Origin of the sequence: Streptomyces sp. A1277 (assembly GCF_004795015.1) — a bacterium.
Lineage (GTDB): Bacteria > Actinomycetota > Actinomycetes > Streptomycetales > Streptomycetaceae > Streptomyces.
The window spans coordinates 1-24,164 of sequence record NZ_SSBI01000070.1; the positions used below are offsets into that span (position 1 = coordinate 1).

General features: G+C 72.3%; 24 protein-coding genes and 1 pseudogene. 13 read left to right on the forward strand and 12 right to left on the reverse strand.

What is annotated here, in order from left to right; all coding sequences use genetic code 11:
* A pseudogene (locus E6R18_RS31970) lies at positions 1–164 on the forward strand (electron transfer flavoprotein subunit alpha/FixB family protein); the annotation flags it as partial.
* A 169-nt stretch (positions 165–333) separates the two neighbouring features.
* Positions 334–1,632, forward strand: coding sequence for an aldolase/citrate lyase family protein (locus tag E6R18_RS31975; protein ID WP_136320383.1), 1,299 nt, complete (start codon positions 334–336; stop codon positions 1,630–1,632).
* A gap of 10 nt (positions 1,633–1,642) precedes the next feature.
* Here the strand turns inward: E6R18_RS31975 and E6R18_RS31980 are convergent, their stop codons facing one another.
* Positions 1,643–2,671: a LacI family DNA-binding transcriptional regulator gene (locus tag E6R18_RS31980; RefSeq protein WP_136320365.1), complete on the reverse strand. Its 1,029-nt coding sequence runs from the start codon at positions 2,669–2,671 to the stop codon at positions 1,643–1,645.
* Positions 2,672–2,848: 177 nt separating this feature from the next.
* On the opposite strand from E6R18_RS31980, the gene E6R18_RS31985 reads away from it, so the two are divergent.
* Entirely contained in the window at positions 2,849–3,814 is a 966-nt protein-coding gene (locus tag E6R18_RS31985) for an ROK family protein (protein ID WP_136320366.1), read from the forward strand.
* Positions 3,815–3,903: 89 nt separating this feature from the next.
* Here E6R18_RS31985 and E6R18_RS31990 read toward each other — a convergent pair whose 3' ends face one another.
* Positions 3,904–5,940 carry an NPCBM/NEW2 domain-containing protein gene (locus E6R18_RS31990; protein WP_206308486.1) on the reverse strand — a complete coding sequence of 679 codons (2,037 nt, stop codon included), beginning with the start codon at positions 5,938–5,940 and terminating at the stop codon, positions 3,904–3,906.
* A gap of 263 nt (positions 5,941–6,203) precedes the next feature.
* On the opposite strand from E6R18_RS31990, the gene E6R18_RS31995 reads away from it, so the two are divergent.
* From E6R18_RS31995 to E6R18_RS32005, 3 genes are read left to right on the forward strand one after another with little or no spacing between them, the layout of a single operon-like run.
* Positions 6,204–7,493 (forward strand): ABC transporter substrate-binding protein, encoded by a 1,290-nt coding sequence (locus tag E6R18_RS31995; protein ID WP_136320385.1) that lies wholly within the window; start codon positions 6,204–6,206, stop codon positions 7,491–7,493.
* A gap of 16 nt (positions 7,494–7,509) precedes the next feature.
* The gene (locus tag E6R18_RS32000; RefSeq protein ID WP_136320367.1) at positions 7,510–8,424 is read left to right on the forward strand and encodes a sugar ABC transporter permease; all 915 of its coding nucleotides are present in this window, start codon (positions 7,510–7,512) and stop codon (positions 8,422–8,424) included.
* A complete protein-coding gene (locus tag E6R18_RS32005; protein WP_136320368.1) occupies positions 8,421–9,338 on the forward strand; it encodes a carbohydrate ABC transporter permease in 918 nt (305 codons plus the stop codon). Before E6R18_RS32000 ends, E6R18_RS32005 begins: the two co-directional genes overlap by 4 nt.
* Positions 9,339–9,408: 70 nt before the next feature.
* On the opposite strand, the gene E6R18_RS32010 is transcribed toward E6R18_RS32005, so the two are convergent.
* Entirely contained in the window at positions 9,409–9,954 is a 546-nt protein-coding gene (locus tag E6R18_RS32010) for an excalibur calcium-binding domain-containing protein (RefSeq protein ID WP_136320369.1), read from the reverse strand.
* A gap of 166 nt (positions 9,955–10,120) precedes the next feature.
* Between E6R18_RS32010 and E6R18_RS32015 the strand changes: the two genes are divergently transcribed.
* Entirely contained in the window at positions 10,121–10,387 is a 267-nt protein-coding gene (locus tag E6R18_RS32015; RefSeq protein WP_136202328.1) for a hypothetical protein, read from the forward strand.
* Positions 10,388–10,440: 53 nt separating this feature from the next.
* Here the strand turns inward: E6R18_RS32015 and E6R18_RS34295 are convergent, their stop codons facing one another.
* The gene (locus tag E6R18_RS34295; RefSeq protein WP_018550895.1) at positions 10,441–10,617 is read right to left on the reverse strand and encodes a hypothetical protein; all 177 of its coding nucleotides are present in this window, start codon (positions 10,615–10,617) and stop codon (positions 10,441–10,443) included.
* Between the two features lie 209 nt (positions 10,618–10,826).
* Between E6R18_RS34295 and E6R18_RS32020 the strand changes: the two genes are divergently transcribed.
* Entirely contained in the window at positions 10,827–11,864 is a 1,038-nt protein-coding gene (locus E6R18_RS32020) for an NUDIX hydrolase (protein ID WP_136320370.1), read from the forward strand.
* Here E6R18_RS32020 and E6R18_RS32025 read toward each other — a convergent pair.
* Positions 11,823–12,533 carry an MBL fold metallo-hydrolase gene (locus tag E6R18_RS32025; protein ID WP_136320371.1) on the reverse strand — a complete coding sequence of 237 codons (711 nt, stop codon included), beginning with the start codon at positions 12,531–12,533 and terminating at the stop codon, positions 11,823–11,825. The two genes, E6R18_RS32020 and E6R18_RS32025, sit on opposite strands and share 42 nt — an antisense overlap.
* A 90-nt stretch (positions 12,534–12,623) precedes the next feature.
* A complete protein-coding gene (locus E6R18_RS32030; protein WP_136320372.1) occupies positions 12,624–13,988 on the reverse strand; it encodes a dipeptidase in 1,365 nt (454 codons plus the stop codon).
* 184 nt (positions 13,989–14,172) lie between these two features.
* On the opposite strand from E6R18_RS32030, the gene E6R18_RS32035 reads away from it, so the two are divergent.
* Positions 14,173–15,387, forward strand: a complete 1,215-nt coding sequence (locus tag E6R18_RS32035) for a geranylgeranyl reductase family protein (protein ID WP_136320373.1) — start codon at positions 14,173–14,175, stop codon at positions 15,385–15,387.
* A gap of 32 nt (positions 15,388–15,419) precedes the next feature.
* Here E6R18_RS32035 and E6R18_RS32040 read toward each other — a convergent pair whose 3' ends face one another.
* On the reverse strand, positions 15,420–15,878 hold the full coding sequence (locus E6R18_RS32040) for a nitroreductase family deazaflavin-dependent oxidoreductase (RefSeq protein WP_136320374.1): 459 nt from the start codon (positions 15,876–15,878) through the stop codon (positions 15,420–15,422).
* 150 nt (positions 15,879–16,028) lie between these two features.
* Here E6R18_RS32040 and E6R18_RS32045 point away from each other — a divergent pair, with 150 nt between their 5' ends.
* From E6R18_RS32045 to E6R18_RS32055, 3 genes are all read left to right on the forward strand, one after another.
* Entirely contained in the window at positions 16,029–16,748 is a 720-nt protein-coding gene (locus E6R18_RS32045) for a TetR/AcrR family transcriptional regulator (RefSeq protein ID WP_136320375.1), read from the forward strand.
* 112 nt (positions 16,749–16,860) lie between these two features.
* Positions 16,861–18,225 (forward strand): sensor histidine kinase, encoded by a 1,365-nt coding sequence (locus E6R18_RS32050; RefSeq protein ID WP_136320376.1) that lies wholly within the window; start codon positions 16,861–16,863, stop codon positions 18,223–18,225.
* Positions 18,222–18,887, forward strand: a complete 666-nt coding sequence (locus E6R18_RS32055) for a response regulator transcription factor (RefSeq protein ID WP_136320377.1) — start codon at positions 18,222–18,224, stop codon at positions 18,885–18,887. Before E6R18_RS32050 ends, E6R18_RS32055 begins: the two co-directional genes overlap by 4 nt.
* A 23-nt stretch (positions 18,888–18,910) precedes the next feature.
* Here the strand turns inward: E6R18_RS32055 and E6R18_RS32060 are convergent, their stop codons facing one another.
* The 3 genes from E6R18_RS32060 to E6R18_RS32070 all read right to left on the reverse strand — a co-directional run bounded on the left by E6R18_RS32060 (position 18,911) and on the right by E6R18_RS32070 (position 21,363).
* A complete protein-coding gene (locus E6R18_RS32060; protein WP_136320378.1) occupies positions 18,911–19,666 on the reverse strand; it encodes a maleylpyruvate isomerase family mycothiol-dependent enzyme in 756 nt (251 codons plus the stop codon).
* 21 nt (positions 19,667–19,687) lie between these two features.
* Positions 19,688–20,059, reverse strand: a complete 372-nt coding sequence (locus tag E6R18_RS32065) for a hypothetical protein (protein WP_136320379.1) — start codon at positions 20,057–20,059, stop codon at positions 19,688–19,690.
* Positions 20,060–20,139: 80 nt separating this feature from the next.
* Positions 20,140–21,363: an MFS transporter gene (locus tag E6R18_RS32070; RefSeq protein WP_240799923.1), complete on the reverse strand. Its 1,224-nt coding sequence runs from the start codon at positions 21,361–21,363 to the stop codon at positions 20,140–20,142.
* A 144-nt stretch (positions 21,364–21,507) separates the two neighbouring features.
* Between E6R18_RS32070 and E6R18_RS32075 the strand changes: the two genes are divergently transcribed.
* A complete protein-coding gene (locus E6R18_RS32075; protein ID WP_136320380.1) occupies positions 21,508–22,722 on the forward strand; it encodes an ROK family protein in 1,215 nt (404 codons plus the stop codon).
* A 3-nt stretch (positions 22,723–22,725) separates the two neighbouring features.
* On the opposite strand, the gene E6R18_RS32080 is transcribed toward E6R18_RS32075, so the two are convergent.
* Together E6R18_RS32080 and E6R18_RS32085 are read right to left on the reverse strand one after the other, a co-directional pair.
* Positions 22,726–23,307 carry a DUF4865 family protein gene (locus E6R18_RS32080; RefSeq protein ID WP_136320381.1) on the reverse strand — a complete coding sequence of 194 codons (582 nt, stop codon included), beginning with the start codon at positions 23,305–23,307 and terminating at the stop codon, positions 22,726–22,728.
* A 10-nt stretch (positions 23,308–23,317) separates the two neighbouring features.
* Entirely contained in the window at positions 23,318–23,911 is a 594-nt protein-coding gene (locus E6R18_RS32085; RefSeq protein WP_136320382.1) for a TetR/AcrR family transcriptional regulator, read from the reverse strand.
* Between the last annotated feature and the right edge of the window lie 253 nt (positions 23,912–24,164).

Genomic DNA, 24,164 nt, shown 5'->3' on the forward strand with positions numbered 1-24,164 from the left:
GTGCGATCCAGCACCGGGCGGGGATGCAGACCTCGAAGACGATCGTCGCGGTCAACAAGGACTCCGAGGCCCCGATCTTCGACCTCGTCGACTACGGCGTCGTCGGTGACCTCTTCGACGTCGTCCCGCAGCTGACCGAGGAGATCACCACCCGCAAGGGCTGATCCTTGGGACAGCACCCATGAGCAACGGCCCGGGGCCGCACGGTGGACCACCGTGCGGCCCCGCGTCGTTCCCGATCACCGTTGACGCCGGTGCGGCATCCTTATAACTTCACTATACGGATTGTTGATTCCGGGAAGCGGAAACTATTACAGCATGGAGGGTGCGGACATGGGGCAGCAGGAGAAGGTGGCGACGAGCCTCGCCGGTGCGGTCAGCGACGGGATCAGCGCCTCCCTCGCGGCGGTGGACGCCGAACTCGCCCGCCGCTACCCGGGCGACCCCGGCACCCGCCAGCCCGTCCACACGGTCTACGTACCGGGCGACACCTTCACAACCGGCACCCTGCGCTCCTGGGGCGACGAGGCGCTGAAGGCGCTCGACGAGCACGCCCCCGACGCGGCCGCCCTCGCCGCGGTCCTCGGCATCCCGGACGAGCTCGCCGGGCCCGTCCACGACCGCGTGCGCGCCAAGCTGGAGCGCGAGCCGGTCGAAGACCTCCGGATCGACTTCGAGGACGGCTACGGGCCCCGCTCCGACGCCGAGGAGGACGAGGCGGCGGCCCGCGCGGCCCGGCTCGTCTCGGAGGCGTACGCGAACGGCACGGCGGCGCCGTACACGGGCATCCGGATGAAGTGCATGGAGGCGGCGGTACGCGACCGCGGCATCCGCACCACGGACGTCTTCCTCACCGGCCTGATGCGGGCGGGCGGCCTGCCCGAAGGGCTCGTCCTCACCCTGCCCAAGGTGACGTACCCGGAGCAGGTCACCGCCTTCGTCCAGCTGCTCGACGCCTTCGAGCAGGCACACGGGCTGCCGTCCGGGCGCCTCGGCTTCGAGATCCAGATCGAGACCAGCCAGTCCATCCTGGCCGCCGACGGCACCGCCGCCGTGGCCCGGATGATCGACGCGGCGCGGGGACGGGCGACCGGTCTGCACTACGGGACCTTCGACTACAGCGCGTGCGTCGGCGTCAGTCCCGCGTACCAGGCGAGCGACCACCCGGCGGCCGACCACGCCAAGGCCGTCATGCAGGTGGCCGCCGCCGGCACCGGCGTACGCGTCTCGGACGGCTCGACCAACGTCCTGCCCGTCGGCCCCACCCCCCAGGTCCACGAGGCGTGGCGGCTGCACTACGGCCTCACCCGGCGTGCCCTGGCCCGCGCGTACTACCAGGGCTGGGACATGCACCCGGGCCACCTGCCGACCCGGTACGCGGCCGTCTACACCTTCTACCGCGAGGGCCTGGAGCAGGCCGCCTCCCGGCTCGCCGCGTACGTGGCCAGGACCGGCGGCGACGTCATGGACGAACCCGCCACCGCCAAGGCGCTCAGCGGCTACCTGCTCCGGGGTATCGACTGCGGCGCCCTGGACACCGCCGAGGTGGCCCGGCTGACCGGGCTGACCCGCGCGGACCTCGACGCCTTCGCCTCGCCCCGGCGCGGCACCCTGACGGTCACCGCGCCCTGAGGGGCGTCGCTCAGGCCGGGGGGAGCTCGCCCGAACCGCGCGGGATCAGGCGGGTCGGGAGCTCCACGCGCGCCGGCGCGTGGCCGGCCCCGTCCAGGCGCCGGAAGAGGTACTCGGCGGCGGTGCGGCCCACGGCCGCGGCGTCCTGGGAGATGACGGTGATGCCGAGCAGGTCGGCCAGCTCGATGTCGTCGAAGCCGACCAGGGCGACCGGCGGTCGGCGGTCCGCCAGCACGCGGACCGCGGTCACCGTCACCCGGTTGTTGCCCGAGAAGAGGGCCGTCACGGGCTCCGGGCCGCCGAGCATCGCCTCGGCGGCGGCGCGGACCCGGTCCGGCTCCGTGGAGCCCAGCGACACCCAGGAGTCCTCGACGGTTATCCCGGCGTCCGCCATCGCGGCGTGGTAGCCGCGCAGCCGCTCGGTCGCGGTGTGGATGCGCGGCTGGTCGCCGATGAAGCCGATCCGGCGGTGGCCGTGCGCGATCAGATGGGCGACGCCCTCGCGGGCGCCGCCGAAGCTGTCCGAGAGCACCATGTCCGCCTCGATCCGCCCGGCCGGGCGGTCCACGAAGACCGTCGCGACCCCGGCCTTGATCTCCGGTTCCAGGTAGCGGTGGTCGTCGGCGGCCGGGATCACGATCAGCCCGTCCACCCGGCGCGCGCACAGGGCGAGGACCAGCTCCTGTTCGCGCTCCGGGTCCTCCGCGCTCGAACCGTTGATCAGCAGCGCTCCGTGCGCGCGGGCCACCTCCTCCACCGCGCGGCTCAGCGGCCCGTAGAAGGGGTCCGCCAGGTCCTCCAGGACCAGGCCGATGGAGGCGGTGCGGCCCTTGCGCAGCACGCGGGCGCTGTCGTTGCGGCGGAAGCCCAGCGCGTCGATGGCCTCCTGGACCCGGCGCTCGGTGTCGGGCGTGACGCCCGGCTCGCTGTTGACCACGCGCGAGACCGTCTTGAGGCCCACCCCGGCCCGGGCGGCCACGTCCTTCATGGTCGGCCGGTTGCCGTAACGGGGCTCGGGGTGACGGGTGGTCTCGGCCACGGTGCGCTGTCCTGTCGTCGGTGCGGGCGGTCCCGAAGGTCCGCGGCGGCTGCCGCGGAGGTCCCGGAGGGTGTGGCGTCGAGCATAGGCCCTGGACAACGTTGTCAAGGGAATGGAGACTGGGCAGACTGTCCGCCTGAGCCGCAGGTCCCGCCCACACCACCCGGAGCCACACCGATGCATACCGACCTCGTCGCCGCCCTCGATATCGGAGGCACCAAGATCGCCGGCGCGTTGGTGGACCGGGACGGCACGCTCGTCGTGCGCGCGCAGCGCCCGACGCCCGCCCGGGAGAGCGCCGAGCGGGTCATGGAGGCGGTGGGCGGCGTTCTGGCCGAGCTGGCCGCCTCGCCGCGGTGGGGGGAAGCGACGGCCGTGGGGATCGGCAGCGCGGGCCCGGTGGACGCGTCCAGCGGGACGGTCAGCCCGGTCAACGTGCCCGGCTGGCGGGGTTTCCCGCTGGTGGAACGGGTCCGCGACGCCACGGGCGGGCTTCCGGTCACACTGGTCGGCGACGGGGTGGCCATCACCGCGGCGGAGCACTGGCTCGGCGCGGCCCGCGGCCACGACAACGCGCTGTGCATGGTCGTCTCGACCGGCGTCGGAGGCGGGCTCGTGCTCGGCGGCGCCCTCCACCCGGGCCCCAGCGGCAACGCCGGCCACATCGGGCACATCAGCGTGGACCTCGACGGCGACCCGTGCCCGTGCGGGGCGCGCGGCTGCGTCGAGCGCATAGCGAGCGGCCCCAACATCGCCCGCCGCGCGCTGGAGAACGGCTGGCGGCCGGGCCCGGACGGGGACCCCTCAGCGGTGGCCGTCGCGGCGGCCGCGCGGGCGGGCGACCCGGTCGCCCTGGCCTCCTTCGAGCGCGCCGCGCAGGCCCTGGCCGCCGGGATCGCCGCGACGGCGACCCTGGTCGAGATCGACATCGCGGTGATCGGCGGCGGCGTGGCCGGTGCCGGCGACCTGCTGTTCGCACCGCTGCGCACCGCCCTGCGCCGGTACGCCACGCTGTCGTTCGTGCAGCCGCTGACCGTGGTGCCCGCCGTCATGGGCAACGACGCCGGGCTGGTGGGCGCGGCGGCGGCCGCCCTCGCCGCGCCCGCGGGCGCCGACGAGGGCGTGCCGGCCAGGGCCCACTGAGTACGGTGCGCCCGGGCCGGCCCCTCACGGCCGGCCGGGGCGCACCGCCCCCGGGCGGCGGACGTGGCCGTCACCCACGGCCGCCGGGTTCAGCAGGTGATGCGCAGGTCCGCCCAGTCCGCGTGGTCGGAGTCGACGCCGTCACCTCCGTCCCCGACCACCAGGCGGACGACCCGGGCCCCGCTCACGTCCGCCGAGAGCGGCTGCGCCGGCATGGCGTTGGTCAGCACCCCGGTCGATGCCGCCTTGGTGCCGTCCGCCCAGATCTCGAATGTCACGCTTCCCTTGGTTCCCTTCTCGTCGTCGACTCCGACCCGGGCCGTCACGGTGCTGCAGGCGCCGCCCGCGTAGTACTCGACGCTGCTGGCCGCGTGCACCCCGAGCCCCTTGGCGAACACCTCGCCGCCGATGGTCAGCGGGTGGCCGTCGCCCGCCGCGCTCTCCCCGTTGCTGGTGTCCTTCTCCACGGGCCCGTAGCCGTTGGACGCGCTGAGCCGCGGCAGGTCGCTGAGGTAGCTGCTGCCGGCCGGTGGCGCGACCACCACGGTGGCCTGGAACGGGACGGCGGTCCGCACCCGGTTTCCGGTGGGGGAGCGGTACTGCGCGGCGAGCGTCAGGTCGTAGCCGCCGGGAGCCGTTCCCGCCGGTGCCGTCACCCGCCAACGGGTGGTGAGCGCCCGGCCCGTGGGCAGGGCCGCCGTCCCCGTGCTCGAAGCGGCCTTCACCTGCCAGCCGGACGGCCCGGTGAGTGCGGCCGACACCATGAGCGCGGGCGTGCGGCCCAGGTCGGTCACCTCGGTCGTCAGCGTGGCCGTGCGGCCCGCCTCGACCAGGGGGCTGCCCTCCAGGGCGAGTTCCACGGCGGGCGGATGGGCGGCCCAGCGGCGGTCGGTGGCCACGCGCAGCAGCACGGTGCCGTGGGCGGGTACGGTCGCCGAGAGGCTGCCCGCCGTGTTGCGGGTGGTGTGCTCCCACAGGTCGCGCACGGTGTACGCGGAGGTCTTCGGCAGGCCCACCGCGGCGGCCGTGGTGGAGATGCGCTGGGCGCCGCCGGTCTCGTTGAACAGGGCGACCGCCCGGCTGCCGTCCCGCATCTCCTTGGCGACGACCCAGCGCCCGCCGCCGGACGACAGCACCTCACCCTGCTTGCCCAGCGGGTCCTGGTCGACGGCGATGACCTCCTCGTTGGAGAGGATGTCGAACGTCTCCCGCGTGGCCGTGCGCAGATCGGACCCGATGAGCAGCGGAGCCGCCATCACCGACCACATCGAGAAGTGGGTGCGGTACTCGGTGTCCGTCATCCCGCCGTTCCCGACCTCCAGCATGTCGGGGTCGTTCCAGTGGCCGGGTCCCGCCGCCGCGGCGAGCGGGAGGTTCTGCTTCATGATCGACAGCATGCTGCCCCAGCTGTCGTTGATGTCGCCCGTGGTGCGCCAGAGGTTGCCCAGTCCGGCGGCCCACTCCCAGGGCTTGTTCTCGCCCCATTCACAGATGCTGTAGACGATGGGGCGGCCGGTCGCGGCCAGCGCGTCCCGCATCGTCGTGTAGCGCTCCTTCGCGTCCACGCCCTGGTTGTTGCAGTTGTCGTACTTCAGATAGTCGACGCCCCAGTCGGCGAACTGCCGGGCGTCACTGAACTCGTGGCCGAGGGCACCGGGAAGGCCCACGCTGTCGCACGTCCTGGTGCCCGCGCTGGTGTAGATCCCGAGCTTGAGGCCCTTGGAGTGGACATAGTCCGCGACGGCTTTGACGCCGTTCGGGAACCGGACCGGATCGGCTTCCAGTTTGCCGTCGGCATTCCGCTGCGGCACCGCCCAGCAGTCGTCCAGATTGACGTACTCGTAGCCGGCGTCCTTGAGCCCTTTCTCGACGAAGATGTCGGCGATTGCCTTGACCATCGACTCGTTGAACTCGGCGCGGCAATGCGTGGAGTTCCAGTTGTTGAATCCCATGGGCGGAGCGAGGGCGAGACCGTTCCCGGCCTGCGCGCCGGCCGTCGCCGCGGGGGCGGGGGAGTGCGCGGCGGCGGGCACCACGGCTCCGGCCGTGCACAGCAGGCCCGCGGTGAGGGCTCCGACGATTCTGTGGCGGCTCGCGCGGGTGGGACGGCTTGGAAGATGACGCATCGTTACGTTCCTCCGTACTCGTGCCGGATCATGTGGCGACATGTACACGCCAGGCCGAGCGATTACGTTAGAGCGTGTTGAAGTCTGTTGGAAGAGGGTGAGTGACCGATGGCTGGTATCTCGTCAAAACCCTTGACTGTGCCTCTTGTTGGCGGTGAGATCCAATCGCACGTTCGGTTGTGTTCGGTTGCCTTCCGGAGGACGGGGTCATGGCACACGCGTACGACAGATCGGATCTGCCCGGCAGCGTCGCGGGACATCGGATGTCCCGGCGGAGCCTGTTACGCGGTGCGGCACTGGGGGCCGGTGCGGTCACGCTGCCCGCCCTGCTCACCGCCTGCGGGAGCGGCCCCGGCGGGGACGGCAAGACCATCACCCTGGGATCGAATGCGTCCGACCCCGTTCCCAAGAAGGCGTTCGCCGAGGCTTTCCAGGCTTACGCCGACCAGTCCGACGGCCGAAAGGTGAAGGTCAACACCGTCGACCACAACACCTTCCAGGAGAACATCAACCGCTATCTCCAGGGCAAGCCCGACGACGTCTTCATGTGGTTCGCCGGGAACCGCATGCAGTTCTTCGCCAAGAAGGGCCTGCTGCACGACATCAGCGACAACTGGCAGAGCTACACCGGATTCTCCGACGCCCTGAAGGACCAGTCCACCGGCGAGGACGGCAAGCAGTACCTCACCCCGTACTACTACTATCCGTGGGCCGTCTTCCACCGTAAGAGCCTGTTCGCCGAGCGGGGCTACCAGACGCCCAAAACGCTGGACGAGTACGTGGCACTCGCCAAGCAGATGAAGAAGGACGAGCTGGAGCCCATCGCGTTCTGCGACAAGGACGGCTGGCCCGCCATGGGAACCTTCGACTACATCAACATGCGGACCAACGGATACGAGTTCCACAAGAGCCTCATGGCCGGCGAGGAAGCCTGGACGGACAAGCGCGTCAGGGAGGTCTTCGACACCTGGCGACGCCTCCTCCCGTACTGCCAGCCCGGCGCCAACGGCCGCACCTGGCAGGAGGCCGCCACCAGCCTCCAGAAGCGCGAGGCGGGCATGACCGTCCTCGGTCTTCCGCATCCCGGGGCGCAGTTCCCCAAGGGAGAACAGGCCGACCTCGACTTCTTTCCCTTCCCCGCGATCAACCCCGAGCACGGCCAGGACGCCGTCGAAGCGCCCATCGACGGGTTCCTGCTGGCCAAGAAGTCCAAGAACCTCAAGAACGAGAAGACCCTGGAGAGCGCCAAGGACCTGCTGAAGTGGCTCGCCACCGGCAAGGCCGAGGACATCTACCTCAAGAGCGACCCCAACAACATCGCGGTCAGCGACGAGGCGGACATCTCGCAGTACTCCGCCCTGCAGAAGAAGGCCGTCGACCTGGTCTCGGGCGCCAAGCAGATCTCCCAGTTCCTGGACCGCGACACCCGCCCGGACTTCTCCTCCACGGTCATGATCCCGGCGATCCAGAAGTTCATCAGCAGCCCGAACGACGTGGACGGCCTGGTCAACGGCATCGAACGGCAGAAGAAGACCATCTTCGCCTCGGACTGAACCCGGAGTACGCATCGTGTCGTTCATCTCGGGGCGGCGCACCGGACGACGGGGCTCGCGGCGTTTCACCCGCCGCGACCTCGTCGTGCTGGGCGTCCTGCTCGGCCTGCCCGTCCTGCTCGACCTCGCCATCGTCTGGGGGCCGACCCTCGCCTCCGTCGTCCTCTCCTTCACCAGCTGGGACGGCATCGGCGACATCGAGTGGGTCGGAACGCGCAACTACGTGAACCTGTTCACGAACTACCCGCAGTTCTGGCCCGCCGCCCGGCACAACCTGCTCTGGCTCGCCTTCCTCGGCCTCGTCGCGACCCCCTTCGGGCTGCTCCTGGCCGTCCTCATCGACAGGGGCGTGCGCTTCAGCCGCTTCTACCAGTCGACGCTGTACATGCCCGTCGTGCTCTCGCTCGCCGTGGTCGGCTTCATCGCCCAGCTCGTCTTCTCGCGGGACCAGGGCGCACTCAACGCCGTCATCGGCGACACGCAGTCCCCGACCGACTGGCTGGGCGACCCCGACCTCAACATCTGGATGATCCTGCTGGCCGCCGCCTGGCGCCACACCGGCTACGTGATGATCCTCTACCTCGCCGGGCTCAAGGCCGTCGACCCCTCCCTCAAGGAGGCCGCCGCGATCGACGGGGCGAACGAGGCGCAGACCTTCTTCCGCATCGTCTTCCCGACCCTGCGGCCGGTCAACGTCATCGTCGGCGTCATCACCGTCATCGAGTCGCTGCGCGCCTTCGACATCGTGTACGCGGTCAACCACGGCCGCAACGGCCTCGAACTGCTCTCGGTGCTCGTCACCGACAACATCATCGGCGAGGCCAGCCGGATCGGCTTCGGCTCCGCCATCGCCGTCGTCCTGCTGACCGTCTCCCTGGGATTCGTGGTCACGTACCTGGTCCAGGAGCTCCGAGGGGAGAAGAACCGATGACCACGACGCAGGCGACCCCCGTACGCCCGTCGCCGCCCGCCCCCGCCCCGGGCCGCCGCAGGCTCCGCCCCGGCAGGCTCGGTGTGCACGCCTTCCTGATGGCGGTCTCGCTTGCCTTCCTCGCCCCGCTGCTGCTCGCCGTCTACGCCTCGCTGCGGCCGTACGACGAGACGTCGGAACACGGTTACTTCTCGCTGCCGCGCCATCTCTCGCTGGACTACTACCGGCAGGCGTTCACCGACTCCGGTATGACGAAGTACTTCGTCAACACCATGATCATCGCGGTGCCGGGAGTGCTGATCACCCTCTTCCTGGCCTCCTTCGTGGCCTTCGCGCTCGCCCGGCTGAAGATGCGCGGCGGGCTCGTCCTGCTGATGCTGTTCACGGCCGGGAACCTGCTCCCGCAGCAGGTGATCGTCACCCCGCTGTACGTCGTCTTCAACCGGATCCCGCTGCCCTACTGGATGTCCGACTCGATGACGATGTTCGACTCCTACTGGGCCGTCATCCTGGTGCAGACCGGCTTCCAGCTCGGCTTCTGCGTCTTCGTCCTGGCCAACTTCATGCGCACCCTCCCGCCGGAGATCCTGGAGGCGGCCGTGGTCGACGGGGCCGGCGTCTGGACCCAGTTCTGGCGGATCACCCTGCCGCTGTGCCGGCCCGCGCTCGCCGCCCTGGGCACGCTCCAGTTCACCTGGATGTACAACGACTTCCTGTGGGCGCTGGTCTTCATATCCGACGGCGACAAACTGCCCGTCACCTCCGCACTGAACAACCTGCGCGGCCAGTTCTTCACGGACTACAACCTGCTGGCGGCAGGGTCCGTGATCGTCGCGCTCCCGACCCTCGTGGTGTTCCTGCTGCTCCAGCGCCACTTCATCGCCGGGCTCACGCTCGGGGCCGGCAAGGGGTGAAGGGCGCCCGGTCCTGCGGCCGGCGGCAGGACCGGGCGACGACGGCGCTCGGAGCGCGCCGTCTCCCGCCCTATTCGCAGGCGACGCCGTCGCCGTCGCGGTCGAGGTGGCGGCCGTAACCGGGATCGCCCCGGTGGATGGGGGCCGCACCGGCCGCGCGCACGGCGGTGCAGTTCGCGTAGTACGCCGAGCTGCCGCCGCCGCTGCTGCCGCTGCCCGAGCCGGAACCGCCCGAGCCTGAGTCGTCCGAGGTGTCGGCGGGGTCCTCGGGCGCGACGGTGACCTTGACGGTCTTGGTCTTCGTGACGGTCGGCACCGGCTTCGGGCTCGCGGTGACGGTCTCGGTCACCGCGGGCTCGGGCGCGGCGGTGTGCGTCACCGTGGCCGTGACGGTCGGCGCGGGCGAGGACTTCGCCGCGGCCTCGGCGTCCGAGCCGGAGCTCTCACCGGCACTGCCCATGCCCACGCCGATGATGAACACGACGGCTGCGGCCGGAAGGACGATCCGTTTCCTCGCCCAGCGGGGCGCGCTGCCGGCGGGAGCCGGAGGACCTAACGGCGTGGGCTGCGGCGGCGGCCCCCAAGGCGGCGGCTGCGGCGGCGGGTTGTGCGACATGGGACCCCCCAAGGGATATGTGGAGAGACGACCGTAGCCATGGAGCCGGACGAATGGGAGGCGGATACTCCGCTAGTGATGGAGTTGTGACCGAAGGGTGAAGCACATGGCCCGCCACGGCCCGTGCGCCGCCGCCGATGTCAGTGGCGGGTGCGATCCTGCGTGCATGGACGAGATCATGCGACGGCGGGTGTACGGCGCCGACCACGACGACCCCGATCCGGGCCCCCGGCCCGGGCGGGAGTACCGGGAGCTGGTGGGCGGTCCGCTCGACGGCCTGCTGCTCGACGTGACCGGCTGGACGCCGGTCGCCCTCGCCGACGGCTCCGCCCTGGTCACCGAGATCGGTGCCTACGGGCCGGGCGGACGCGCCGAGTACGGGCCGCGCGCCGACGAGCCGGACAAGTGGGACTGGCGCGGCGACACGCCCTGACGTCCTGTCCGCGCAGGCGTCCCGGGCGCACGCCGAAGCCGTGCGTCCGGGCGTCAGCGCCCCCGGTCCGACGCCTGCTGCGGTACGACCACGAGGAACGCGTCCTGCTCCAGGTCCATCACGACCTCCGCCGCGACCCCTTCGCCGCGGCGGGCGGCCGCGAACTCTTCCGCGGGCCAGCTGCCCCGCGGACCGCCCGCGGGGAACTGCTCGAGCACGGTGCGACGCATGGTCCACACCCCCTGTCGTTCATTTCTGCTGCCCGCTCCAACGACGCGCGGCCCCCGCCGTTACGGTCCGGCCCGCTTCCTCCCCCGTACCCCGCAGCGGCCCGGCGAGGTCGTTCGATGTCCGCTTCGCACAACGCATCGCCTCCGCCGTGTTTTCGCGGCAGGGTGTTGCGGGCAAGCCACAGGGGGCTACGGAAGAGGGGGGAACCGTGATCGTCTGGATCAACGGTGCGTTCGGCGCGGGCAAGACCAGCGCCGCGCGTGAACTGATCGATCTGATCCCGAACAGCACCTTCTACGACCCGGAACTGACCGGGACGGGGCTGCGGAACCTGCTGCCCCAGAAAAAGCTCGCCGAGGTGACCGACTTCCAGGACCTGCCGATCTGGCGGCGCCTCGTGGTGGACACCGCGGCCGCCCTGCTCGCCGAGATGGGCGGGGTGCTGGTGGTTCCGATGACGCTGCTGAGGCAGGAGTATCGCGACGAGATATTCGGCGGGCTCGCCGCCCGGCGCATTTCGGTGCGCCATGTACTGCTCTCACCTGACGAAACGATCCTGCGTCAGCGCATCGCCCATCGGGCCGAATTCCCCGGCGACGCGGAGGACGCGGACCCGACCGGCCACTGGGCATACGACCGCATCGAACCGTACCGCTCGGCCCTCGACTGGATCACCGGGGACGCCCACACCATCGACAACAGCACCCTCACACCCCGCGAGACGGCGGAGCGCATCGCGGAGGCCGTACGCACCGGGGCGGCCCCGGCCTGCGAGATCGTGCAGACCCCCGAACCGACCGCGGAGACCGTCGCCGCCGGGGTGCTGCTCTTCGACGAACACGACCGGTTCCTGCTCGTCGACCCCACGTACAAACCCGGCTGGGAGTTCCCCGGCGGCGTGGTGGAGACCGGCGAGGCCCCCGCACAGGCCGGGATCAGGGAGGTGGAGGAGGAGATAGGCATCCGCCTCGAACAGGTCCCCAAGCTCCTCGTCATCGACTGGGAGGCGCCCGATCCCCCCGGATACGGAGGGCTGCGGCTCCTCTTCGACGGCGGTCTGCTGCCGCAGGCGGACGCCGCACGGCTGCTGCTGCCCGGCTCCGAACTGCGCGGCTGGCGGTTCGTCACCGAGGCGGAGGCGGCCACCCTGCTGCCGCCCACCCGCTACGAACGGCTGTGCTGGGCCCTCAGGGCCCGTGAGCGCTCAGCCGTGCTCAATCTGGAGGCGGGCGTCCCGGTCGGCTGAGGCCCGCATGACCGCGGTGGCGTCCTTCGTGAGCGGATCGCCGTGGCCGAAGCAGACCGTGGCCGCCTCCAGCGCCGCCAGCCGCCGGAAGGAGGCCACGGCCTGCCTTCGGTCGATGTTGAAGACGCCCAGCATCACCTGCCCCACCCCGGCGACGCAGTCACCCGTGAACAGCACTCCGTGCCGGGGCAGGTGCAGACCGATGGAGCCCGGAGTGTGACCGGGGGAGTGGACCACCCGCGCCCCGCCCGCGAACGGCAGCGTCACGCCGTCGGACAGTTCGGTGTCGACCCGGGTCGGCGGAGCCGGAGGCACGGTCAGCCCGTGCTCGTACAGCGGGCGTTCCCAGTCCAGGAGCACCGGCTCACCGATCTCCTCCTCACCCCGGATCACCGGGGCGTCCAGCCGGTGCGCCAGGATCTCGGCGCCGTGACGGTCGGCGAGCTCCTGGGCCGCGCCGTAGTGGTCGCGATGCCCGTGGGTGATCACGATGCGGGCGATGCGGGCGGGGTCGTGGCCGAGCCCGCGCACCGCCTCCTCGATGGCGGACGCCGCGCGCACGTCGCCCGCGTCGACCAGGGTCAGCTCCGCCCCGTCGCGCCAGAGGTACGCCTGACCGATCGGGAAGCGGAACATGTGCAGCCGGGGAAGGACTTGGACGAGATCCATGCGGCGAACGTACGCGGCCGCGTCCGGCCACCGCATGGATCTACGCTCTCGGCGAGCTTCGCTCAACGCGTAGCCCGCCCACGGAGGCGGTCAGACGGCCTTGGAGGCCGCGTAGTTGCGCAGGAACAGCGCCTCGGTCACCGAGAGCCGCTCCAGCTCCTGGGGCGACACGCTCTCGTTCACCGCGTGGATCTGTGCCTCGGGCTCACTCAGCCCGATCAGCAGGATCTCCGCGTCCGGGTACAGCACGGCCAGCGTGTTGCAGAGCGGGATCGAACCGCCCATGCCGGAGGACTGCATCTCCTGGCCCGGGTAGGCGACCCGCATGGCGTCCGCCATCGCCGTGTAGGCCGGGCTCGCGATGTCGGCGCGGAACGGCTGGCCCTGGCCGACCTGCTCGACGGAGACCTTCGCCCCCCACGGGGCGTGCGCCAGCAGGTGCGCGGTCAGCAGCTTGGTCGCCTCGTCCGCGTTCTGGCCCGGCGGTACCCGCAGACTGATCTGCGCCCGCGCGCTCGCCTGCACCGACGGCGTCGCGCCGACCACGGCGGGGCAGTCGATCCCGATCACGGTGACGGCGGGCCGCGCCCAGATCCGGTCGGCGACCGTGCCCGTGCCGATCAGCCCGACCCCGTCGAGGACCTTGGCGTCCTTGCGGAACTCCTCCTCCGGGTACTGCAGACCGTCCCACTCCGTGTCCGCGGTCAGGCCGTCGACCGTGGTCGAACCGTCCTCGGCGCGCAGCGACGCCAGCAGCCGGATCATCGCGGCGAGCGCGTCGGGGGCGGCGCCGCCGAACTGCCCGGAGTGGAGGTTGCCCTCCAGGGTGTCGAGCTGGACCCGCAGCATCGTCATGCCGCGCAGCGTCGAGGTGACGGTCGGCAGCCCCACCCGGAAGTTGCCGGTGTCGCCGATCACGATGGTGTCGGCGGCGAGCAGTTCGGGGTGCGCCTCGGCGTACCGCTCCAGACCGCCGGTGCCCTGCTCCTCCGAGCCCTCCACGATCACCTTGACCGAGACGGGTACCCCACCGTCCGCCTTGAGGGCGCGCAGCGCGAGCAGGTGCATGACGAAGCCGCCCTTGCAGTCGGCCGTGCCCCGGCCGAACCAGCGGCCGTCACGCTCCGTCAGCTCGAACGGCGGGGAGAGCCAGGCCGACTCGTCGAGCGGCGGCTGCACGTCGTAGTGCGCGTAGAGCAGCACGGTCGGCGCGCCGGCCGGGCCGGGCAGGAAGCCGTAGACGGACTGGGTGCCGTCGGGGGTGTCGAGCAGGGCGACGTCCTGGAAGCCCTCGGCGCGCAGGGCGCCGGCGACCCACGCGGCGGCCGCCTCGCACTCGCTCTTCGGATACACCGCGGGGTCCGCCACCGACTGGAAGGCCACCAGCTCGGTCAGCTCCGCCTTGGCGCGGGGCATCAGCGAGGCGACGGTCTCGGAAATCGGATGGCCGGTCATGGGACACGCTCCTGGTAGGTGCGACGTTATGTGTACGTTTCCGGGTACTTGCCCGCCTGGAGTGGGGCGTTGCGGGTACGTCGGAGACTCGGCCGATCCTCCCACAGCAGGGGTCGGCCGCAACGCGCCGTAGGATGCCGTGAGCAGCTTGGGCCACTGGTCGGATCGGGAGCAGAAGCACATCGTGAGCAGCGAGAACGCAGACGCCGGACATGAGCACGAAGAGACGTCCGTGTGGGACGTCGTCGTAGTCGGCGCCGGACCCGCGGGAGCCTCCGCGGCATACGCGGCGGCGGTGGCCGGCCGCAAGGTACTGCTCCTGGAAAAGGCGGAACTGCCCCGCTACAAAACGTGTGGCGGCGGCATCATCGGGTATTCGCGCGACGCGCTGCCGCCCGGGTTCGAACTGCCCCTGCAGGACCGGATCCACGCGGTCACCTTCTCGCTCAACGGCAGGCTGGCGCGCACACGCCGCTCCCGGCGGATGCTCTTCGGGCTCATCAACCGCCCCGAGTTCGACGCCGGGCTGGTCGAGCAGGCGCAGAAGGCCGGTGCCGAGCTGCGCACCGGGGCGACCGTCACCCGTGTCGAGCAGCACGGCGCCGCGGTGCCCGACCGGCGCACGGTCGCGGTCGTGCTGTCCGGCGGCGAGACGGTCCTGGCCCGCGCGGTGGTCGGCGCGGACGGCAGCGCCGGGCGGATAGGAGCACATGTCGGGGTGAAGCTCGACCAGGTCGACCTGGGTCTGGAGGCGGAGATTCCGGTCCCGCCGACGGTCGCCGAGGACTGGGCGGGCCGCGTGCTGATCGACTGGGGCCCCATGCCCGGGAGTTACGGATGGGTCTTCCCCAAGGGCGACACCCTGACGGTCGGCGTGATCTCCGCCCGCGGCGACGGTGCCGGAACCAAGCGGTACCTGGAGGACTTCATCGCGCGGCTCGGCCTCGCCGGCTTCGAGCCGAAGATCTCCTCGGGGCACCTGACCCGTTGCCGCAGCGACGATTCGCCGCTCTCGCGCGGCCGGGTGCTGGTGTGCGGTGACGCGGCGGGCCTGCTGGAGCCGTGGACCCGCGAGGGCATCTCGTTCGCGCTGCGCTCGGGGCGGCTCGCCGGTGAGTGGGCGGTGCGCGTCGCGGAGTCGCACGACGCGGTGGACGCCCGTCGCCAGGCGCTCAACTACGCGTTCGCCATCAAGGCCGGGCTCGGCGTCGAGATGAGCGTGGGGCGGCGCATGCTGAAGCTCTTCGAGCGGCGCCCGGGCCTGCTGCACGCGGTGCTGACGGGCTTCCGCCCGGCGTGGAACGCCTTCGCGGGCATCACCCGCGGCACGACGTCGCTGGCCGAGCTGGTCCGTTCGCACCCGCTGGCCCAGCGGGCGCTGTCCGCGATGGACCGGTAGCAGCCACCGGGGGCGGTGCGCCGGCCGGTGCGTCAGCCCGTCCGGGTGACGCGGAAGACGGGGTGGTCGGGGCAGGCCGCCAGGATCTCGGCGTCCGTCGACTTCACGGTGATGCCCTTGAAGTACTGGTTCACCTCCCAGCCCCAGCGCTCCAGGTAGGTGCGGATGACGAGCGCCTTGTGCTCGTCATCCGCGATCTCCACGGCCGTGAAGGCGTGCGTCCTGCGCCCCGTGCGCAGCTCGCCGCCGCCGGCCGCCCGCATGTTGCGCACCCACTGCGAGTGGCCCCGGGCGGAGACCAGGTACTGCGCGCCCTCGTAGGTGTGCAGGTTGACGGGGACGCGCTGCATCTTCCCGCTCTTGCGGCCGCGCACCGACAGCTCCTGGAGGCCAGGCAGGCTGACGCCGTGTCGTGCCAGCCAGCCGACGACGCTGTTCAGACGGACGTCGAGCGGGCTGCCCTGCAGGTAGTACGGCTGCGACTGCGTCATGACGATGACCCCCACGGTTCGGCACGGTTCGGCATTGCTTGAGAGAGCGGTGCTCTCGCTTGAGAGCAGTGTGCACGTGAATGGCGCTCAAAAGCAAGAGCACTGCTCTTGTTATTGTTCGCCGCTCTGCTCGCGTGGCAGACTGAACCCATGAGCGCTATCCGGGGAGCCAGGGAACGGGCCCGTGCCGAGGTCACCGCCGCCATCAAGGGCGAGGCGAGGAAGCAGCTCGCCGCCGAGGGCGCGGCGAAGCTGTCGCTGCGCGCCGTCGCCCGCGAGCTGGGCATGGCCTCCTCCGCCCTCTACCGCTACTTCCCCAGCCGCGACGACCTGCTGACGGCCCTGATCGTCGACGCGTACGACGCCATCGGCGAAGCCGCCGAGCGCGCCCACCGCACCGCCGCCGGCGCCACGGACACGCCCGCCCCCGGGACCTGCCTGGCCCGCTGGGTCGCCGTCGCCTGTGCCGCACGCGACTGGGCGCTGGCCCACCCCCACGAGTACGCGCTGATCTACGGCTCGCCCGTGCCCGGCTACACCGCACCGCAGGACACCGTCGGCCCCGCCGCGCGCGTCGGCCTCGTGCTCATCGCCATCGTGGAGGACGCCCACCGCGAGGAGGGCTTCGCGCTCCCGCCGCTCGCCGACGAGCTGCGCCCCGAGGCCGAACGGCTGGCCGCCGATCTCGCCCCCGGCCTGGCCCCGGCCGTCGCCGCCCCGCTCGTCGCGGCCTGGTCGCAGCTGTTCGGGCTGATCTCCTTCGAGGTCTTCGGCCAGTTCAACCGGGTGGTGGAGGCCCGCGAGGTCTTCTTCCGGCAGGCCGTCACGGAACTCGCCCACACGGTCGGCCTGCTCGGCAGCCGCGGCTGAGGTTCCGGCGCGGAGGCGTGCCCCGCCCCTTCGCCGTACTCCCCGGGGAGTACGGGCGACCACCACGCCCGGCTGACGCCCGCCCGGCGGCGCGCCGTCTAGCGTGGACGGCATGGAAGAGCAGCGCCCGAGGACAGGCGGCGGCCCCCGGGGCTACGGGCACCAGGGCTACAGGCACCAGGGCCTCAGGCACCGGAGCTTCCGGCACCGGAGCTTCCGGCACGGGGGCTTCCGGCACGGGGGCGAGCGGCCGCGGCGGGGCCACCGGGGTGAGCCGCCGCGCTGGATCACCGGCGGGCACGGGCGGTCCGCCGCCGGGCTGCCCTGGCCGTCGACGCTGCTGATCGGCGCCGTCGTCATGATCGGCTCGAACATCGCGGCCCGCGGTCAGCTCCACGACAAGGCTCCGCTCGATCTCTTCGGCCGGCTGCTCCTCCTCATCGGGGTCGCGGTCCTGCTGCTCCGTCACCGCCACCCCGTCGTGGCGGCCTTCGGCACCTCGGCCGCCGCCACGGCCTACCTCGCCGCCGGCTACCCGTACGGACCGGTCTTCCTGACCGTGGCGGTCGGCTGCTTCAGCGCGGTCGTCGCCGGACACCGCAGGGCGGCCTGGTCGGCGGTCGGCGCGATCTGGGTGGCGCACCTCCTGATCGCGCACTGGCTCTACCGGTGGCTCCCGCCCGGCGACGACACCGCCACCCCCTGGGGACAGGAGGTGGGCGTCGCGGCCTGGGTGGTGGCCGTCGTCGCGGCCGCCGAGTTCGTCCGCGTACGCCGTGAACAGTGGGCCGCCCAGCGCGCGGAGCGCGCGGCGGCCCAGAAACGGCGGGCCGACGAGGAACGCCTGCGCATGGCCCGGGAGCTGCACGACGTCCTCGCGCACAGCATCTCCGTCATCAACGTCCAGGCGGGCGTCGGGCTCGCCCTGCTCGACACCGACCCCGAGCAGGCCCGCACGGCGCTCACCACCATCAAGGCCGCCGGCAAGGAGGCGCTCGGCGAGGTGCGGCAGGTCCTGGACACCCTGCGCACCCCCGGTGACGCGCCCAGGTCCCCGTCCCCCGGGCTCGACCGGCTGCCCGAGCTGGCCGAGCAGGCGGCGAGCGCCGGCCTCACCGTCACCGTGGAGACCGAAGGCGTGCGCGGGGCCGTACCGCCCGGCGTCGACCTGGCCGGCTTCCGGATCGTCCAGGAGGCGCTGACCAACGTGGTGCGGCACTCGGGCTCACGTACCGCACGCGTCCGGATCGGCTACGGGCCCGCGCGTCTGGTGCTCCGCGTGGACGACGGCGGACCGGCCACCGGCACGGACGCCGGGGGCGGCGGCAACGGCCTGGCGGGGATGCGCGAACGGGCCGCCGCGCTGGGCGGCACCGCCGATGCGGGGACCCGGCCCGACGGGGGTTTCCGCGTACGGGCCGAGCTGCCGCTGCCCGCAGCCGGTGGGGCGGCCCGGCACAACGAGGGGAGACCGTGATGCGCGTACTGCTGGCCGACGACCAGCTGCTGGTCCGGGCGGGGTTCCGGGCACTGCTGGACGCCCAGCCGGACATCGAGGTGGTGGGCGAGGCCGCCGACGGCGCTGAGGCCGTTCGCCTGGTGCGCGAACTGCGTCCGGAAGCCGTGCTGATGGACATCCGCATGCCGCACCTCGACGGCCTCGCCGCGACGCGCGCCATCACCGGCGACCCCGCGCTCGATCACGTGAAGGTGGTCATCCTCACCACCTTCGAACTGGACGAGTACGTCTTCGAGGCGATCCGCTCCGGCGCCTCCGGCTTCCTGGTCAAGGACGCAGAGCCGGACGAGCTGCTGCGGGCCGTGCGGGCGGTGGCCGCGGGTGACGCCCTGCTCTCGCCGAGCGTCACCCGCCGTCTCATCGCCGAGTTCGCCGCCCGGTCCAAGGAGCCCGCCGCCGCGACCGCGCTGAGCGAACTCACCGAACGGGAGAGGGAGGTGATGGCGCTGGTCGGCATCGGACTGTCCAACGACGAGATCGCCCGCCGGCTCTTCGTCAGCCCCCTCACCGCGAAGACGCACGTCAGCCGGGCCATGGTGAAGCTCGGCACCCGCGACCGGGCCCAACTGGTCGTGCTGGCCTACGAATCCGGCCTGGTCCGGCCGGGCTGGCTGGGCTGACGGCGCAGCGGCGCCGCCCTGCCTCAGGACCAGGTGATCGAGGAGTCGTCCCGCCACAGCCGGGCCAGGCCCGGGTCGCCCGTCACGGTGAGAGCGGTGAGCGGCAGCCGGTTCCAGAGCGTCAGGTAGAGCGTCTCGGCCGCGGCGCTCAGCTCGCAGTCCACGGGCGCCGTCGGCACCGGCCCTTGCTCGCGCACCGCCGATGGCGGCTCGGGGGAGAGACGTACGGTCCATACGGCGTCCGTGTCCGTCGCCCGGACCCGCAGCGTGCGCGGCGCCTCGGTGCGCACCCGGCTCTTCGGGCGGGCGTGCATGCCCCGCAGCAGTTCGTCGACGCCGTCCAGCGCGTGGGCGGAGGCGATGGGGGAGAGGGCGCCGCCGCGCGCGGACTCGGCGTCCACCCGGTGGATCGTCGTCTCGTGCGCCTGGCGGCGCGCCCAGAAGGCGAGCGGGGACGGGGCGGAGAGGAACGTCCAGCACTCCAGGTCCTGCGGCGCGTTCTCCAGCGCCTCCACGAGGAACCGGTGGCCGTCGCGGAAGTGCGCCAGCAGCTCGGGCCCGTCCAGCTCGGATTCCCCGGAGTCGGGGACGTACGAGGTGTGCCCCTGCGCCACGAAGGCGGCGGCCCAGGCGTGGACCATCGCGGTGTGCCTGAGCAGATCGCGCACCTGCCAGACCGGACAGGTCGGCACCCGCGCCTGCGGACCCGCTTCCCCGGCCGCGTCCGCCAGCAGGCGGCCCTCGGCGGCCAGGGTTTGTATGTGCTCAGTGATCTCCATGGCACGGATTGTGCCAGCGGATCAGGCGCCCTGGGGGTGGGCCGTCCGGCTCCGGCCGGAGGCGCCGCGGACGAGCCGCGCGAACCAGCCCAGCGCGAGCGACTGCACCAGCACGGACACCACCAGCGCCAGGTACATGAACCAGGCCGGCCCGAAGGACTCCGCCCCGGCCAGCGAGCTGCCGAGCAGGAAGACGAACACGGTCGGCGCCGCAAGCAGGAACAGCCAGACCCCCGCGAACGAGGCGTCCTCGTGGGCGGTGAACAGAGTGTCCACGAGGACGAACACCGCTGTCGCGGCGACCACACCCAGGTAGACGAGCGAGGCGGCGTTCTTGAAGGTGAGCCGCGCGAGCGTGCTGAGGTGGCGGTGGTTCATGGTGGGCCTGTTCATTGAGTGCTCCCCGTGGACGACTGTGTCTCCATCGTGCGTCCGGGGGGGCCGCGCCTGCCTGAGTACCGCTACTCATTCGATCAGGTGTACGCCGCCTTGCGGGCGCCGTACCCCAGCACCGCCGCCGCACCGGCCAGCACGGCCACCGTGGTCAGGGCCACCGGCAGGGAGAACCAGTCGGCCAGGAAGCCGATCGCGGGCGGCCCGAGGAGCATGCCGCCGTACCCGAGCGTCGAGGCCGCGGCGACCCCGCCGGGCCCGGCCAGCTCGCCCGCCCTGCCGACCGCCACCGGGAAGATGTTGGCGAGGCCGAGACCGGTGACGGCGAAGCCGAGGAGAGCGAGCCAGGCGGTCGGGGCGAGCGAGCCCAGGAGCATGCCGGCGCCCGCGGTGGCGCCGCCCGCCACCAGCGTGCGGGTCTGGCCGAGCCGTTCGAGCAGGGCGGTGCCGCTGAGCCGGCCCGCCGTCATGGCGAGCGCGAACAGCGAGTAGCCGGCGGCGGCCACCCCGGGGCGGGCCTGGAGGTCCTGCTCCAGGTGGAGCGCGCCCCAGTCGGCCAGGGCACCTTCGCCGTACGCGGTGCAGAGCGCGATCACGCCGAACAGCAGCACCACTTTGCGCGCCCGCCCGTCCAGGCGTTGGGCGGGGTTGCCGGCGGACGGGGCGTCCGCCTGCTCCGGCGCCTTGGGGGCGGGGTGCCGCAGAAGTTCCGGCCCGGCGACGGCGGTCACGACCAGTCCGATTCCGGTCAGGAAGAAGAGGTGCAGGGCGGGCGAGAGACCGCCCGCGACGAGCCCGCCGAGACCCGCGCCGATCATCCCGCCGAGGCTGAACGCGGCGTGGAAGCTGGGCATCACGGGCCGGCGCAGCGCGGCGACCAGGTCCACCGCCGCGCTGTTCGCCGCCACGTTCATCCCGCCGTACGCGGCACCGAAGACCAGGAGTACGAGCCCCAGCGACAGGGCCGAGTGCGTCTGGGCGGGCAGCGCGATGCTGAGGGAGAGGAAGACGCCGCAGACCACGGTCACCGCGTGGCTGCCGAACCGGTGGCAGAGCCGGCCGGTGAGCATCATGGTGATCACGGCACCGGCGGAGACGCCGAGGAGTGCGAGGCCGAGGGTGGAGGCCGAGGCGCCGGTCTGGTGCTTGATGGCCGGGATGCGGACCACCCAGCCGGCGAAGAGGAAACCGTCGAGGGCGAAGAACACGGTCAGCGCGGTACGGAGACGGGCCGACGGGAGCGGGGCGGTGTTGCCGCCAAGTCCCCCCGGGAGTGCCGTCCGCAGTTTGTTTAGTTGCGGCACAAACTCAGCATAGGGGCGGCCGGACAGCCGACGCAAGACGGATGCCCCGCCCGGCCCGAAGCGCGAGGCCCGCAGGCGCGCCCCCGGGGCAAGTCGGCCACCACGGCGTCAGAACCACCTCCGGATCATGGGAGACTCGCCCCCATGAACGGCAAGGTGACCACCACCCGGACGAAGTTGGAGAGGGGCCGCAGCGCGCTCGGACCCGCCCTGGAACTGGTCCATACCGGACGTGCGCCCACGCGTGCCGTCCTCACCTCCGAGCTGGGAGTCACCCGGGCCACAGCCGGCGCGGTCGCCGCCGAGCTGGAGGCGCTCGGCCTCATCCGGGTCGACTCGAGCCCCGGTTCGGCGGCGGGTTCGCAGGGCCGGCCCTCGCACCGGCTGGCCGTGCGGGAGTCCGGCCCGGTGGCCGTCGCCGCCCAGGTGCACGCGGACGGCTTCCGCGCCGCGCTCGTCGGGCTCGGCGGCCGGCTCGTCGCCACCGCGCCCGGCTGCGTCACCGTCACCGCGGACCCCGCCCAGGTCATCGGCGAGGTCGTGGACGACTGTGCGCGGCTGCTGAGGGACAGCGGGCTGCGGTGCGTCGGGGCCGGACTCGCGGTGCCGTCCGCCGTGGCCGAACCGGAGGGCACCGCCCTCAACCCACTCCACATCGCCTGGCCCGCCGGCGCCCCGGTCAGCGAGATCTTCGCCACATGCGTCCGTGAAGCGGGCATCGAGGGACCGGCGTTCACCGGGAACGACGTCAACCTCGCCGCGCTCGCCGAACACCGGCACGGGGCCGGGCGCGAGGCCCAGCACCTGCTGTGCGTCGCCACCGGCCACCGCGGTGTCGGCGGCGCGCTCGTCCTGGACGGCCGCCTGCACACCGGGAGTTCGGGCCTCGCCCTGGAGGTCGGCCATCTCACGGTCAACGCCGAGGGCCGCCCCTGCCACTGCGGCGGCCGCGGCTGCCTGGACGTCGAGACCGACCCGCTCGCCTTCCTCACCGCCGCCGGGCGCACCCCCGGCCCGGAGGAGTCCCTGCTCAAGCAGTCCGGCGACCTGCTGCGCAACGAGTACGAGGAACCCGCGGTCCGCAACGCCGCCGAGGAGCTGATCGACCGGCTCGGCCTCGGGCTCGCCGGTCTCGTCAACATCCTCAACCCGGACCGGATCATCCTCGGCGGCCTGCACCGCGCACTGCTCGACGCCGACCCGGAGCGGCTGCGGGCCGTGGTGGCCGACCGCAGCCTGTGGGGGCGCAGCGGGAGCGTGCCGATCCTGCCCTGCACGCTCGACCACAACAGCCTGGTCGGGGCGGCGGAGCTGGCCTGGCAGCCGGTCCTGGACGACCCGTTGGGCGCGCTCGCCTGAGACCTACCACTGACGTCCCGTCCCGAGCCGGTCCTGCTCCGGCCGGCTGATGTGCAGCACCTGGTAGCGGTCGCCGGGAGCCTCGGGGGCGGGGTGGTCCCAGAGCGTGAAGTGCAGGAGTTCCCAGTGGCGGGGGTCGGCGGCCAGGGCCGTGGCGACCGCGCCGGGGGTCTTCGCGAGGCGCCGGCTCTCCTCCAGGGCGGCTTCGACCGCGTCCGCCGGGGGCACCGAGGCGGGCATCGGGGTGCGGTGGCGGGTGGCCGAGCGGGGGAGCGCGGCCGGCGCGGGGCCCGCCTCGTAGGAGAGGCCCGTCCAGTGCTGCACCTGTGGGCGCCCGAAGTCCTGGACGACGCCCTGGAATCCGGCGCCCCAGAGGAAGGCGTTCATGCCCTCGGGCCGGGACCACAGGTAGAACGGGGCGTACTGGTTGACCGGCGAGTCCTCGCCCCGCTCCCGCATCAGATACGCCTTGAGGCCGAGTCCCGGGAAGTCGTCCAGGAGGTGGCCTCTGGTCGCCACCCGGTGGCGGATGACGCCCATGTCGTAGTCGGCGGGCAGGGTGATCTCGTACTGCATGGCGTGCATCGGGGGCTCCTCAGATGTGGAGGACGGGTTCGATGGGCGGGCCCAGGAGGGTGAGCAGGCCGCGTACGCCCGCGTCGAAGGCGTCCGTCGAGCCCGAGGCGCGGGCCAGCACATAGCCGCCCTGGACCGTCGCGACGATCGACGCCGCGATGTCGTCGGGCACGATGCAGGGGGCGAACTCGCCCCGGTCCAGGCCCTCCCGGACGATCGCGGCGAGCCGTTCACGCAGCCAGGTGATCGTCTCGTCCACCGGCGCCCGCAGTGCGTCGCTCGCCACGACCTCCGGGTCCATCGTCAGCCGCCCCAGGGGGCAGCCGCGCAGGACATCGCGCTCGCGCAGCAGATAGCCCGAGATCCGCTCGTACGCCGACCCGGGCGCGTCGAGCACCCGGCCCGCCGTCTCCCGCATCTCATCGGCCGTACGGCGGATGGCGGTGAGCGCCAGGTCGGACTTGCCGGCGAAGTGGTGGTACATGCTGCCCTGGCCCGCGCCGGCGTGCTGCTGGATGGCCTTGGGGCTCGTCCCCACATAACCGCGCTCCCACAGGAGCTCCCGTGTGGCTTCGATCAGACGGTCCGGAGTGCTCATGCGAGGAGTGTACATACTAGTAGGTACAGAGCGGGGCGGCGGTACTCCCGGCGCGGTACGCGGACCGCCGCCCGGCGTACGACGACGCGGATCCCCCGCCGCGACAGGCTGGAGAGCGACGGCAGAGAAGGCAGAGCGAACCTAGGGCCTGTGTGAGGTCGTGATCATTCGGTCGTCGGTAAGAGGTCGTTGATCCAGATCAGGGAGGCCCGGAGGTGGAGTCCGGCGTCGTAGCTCTCGGGGGACTTGTCGTAGCGGGTGGCGATGC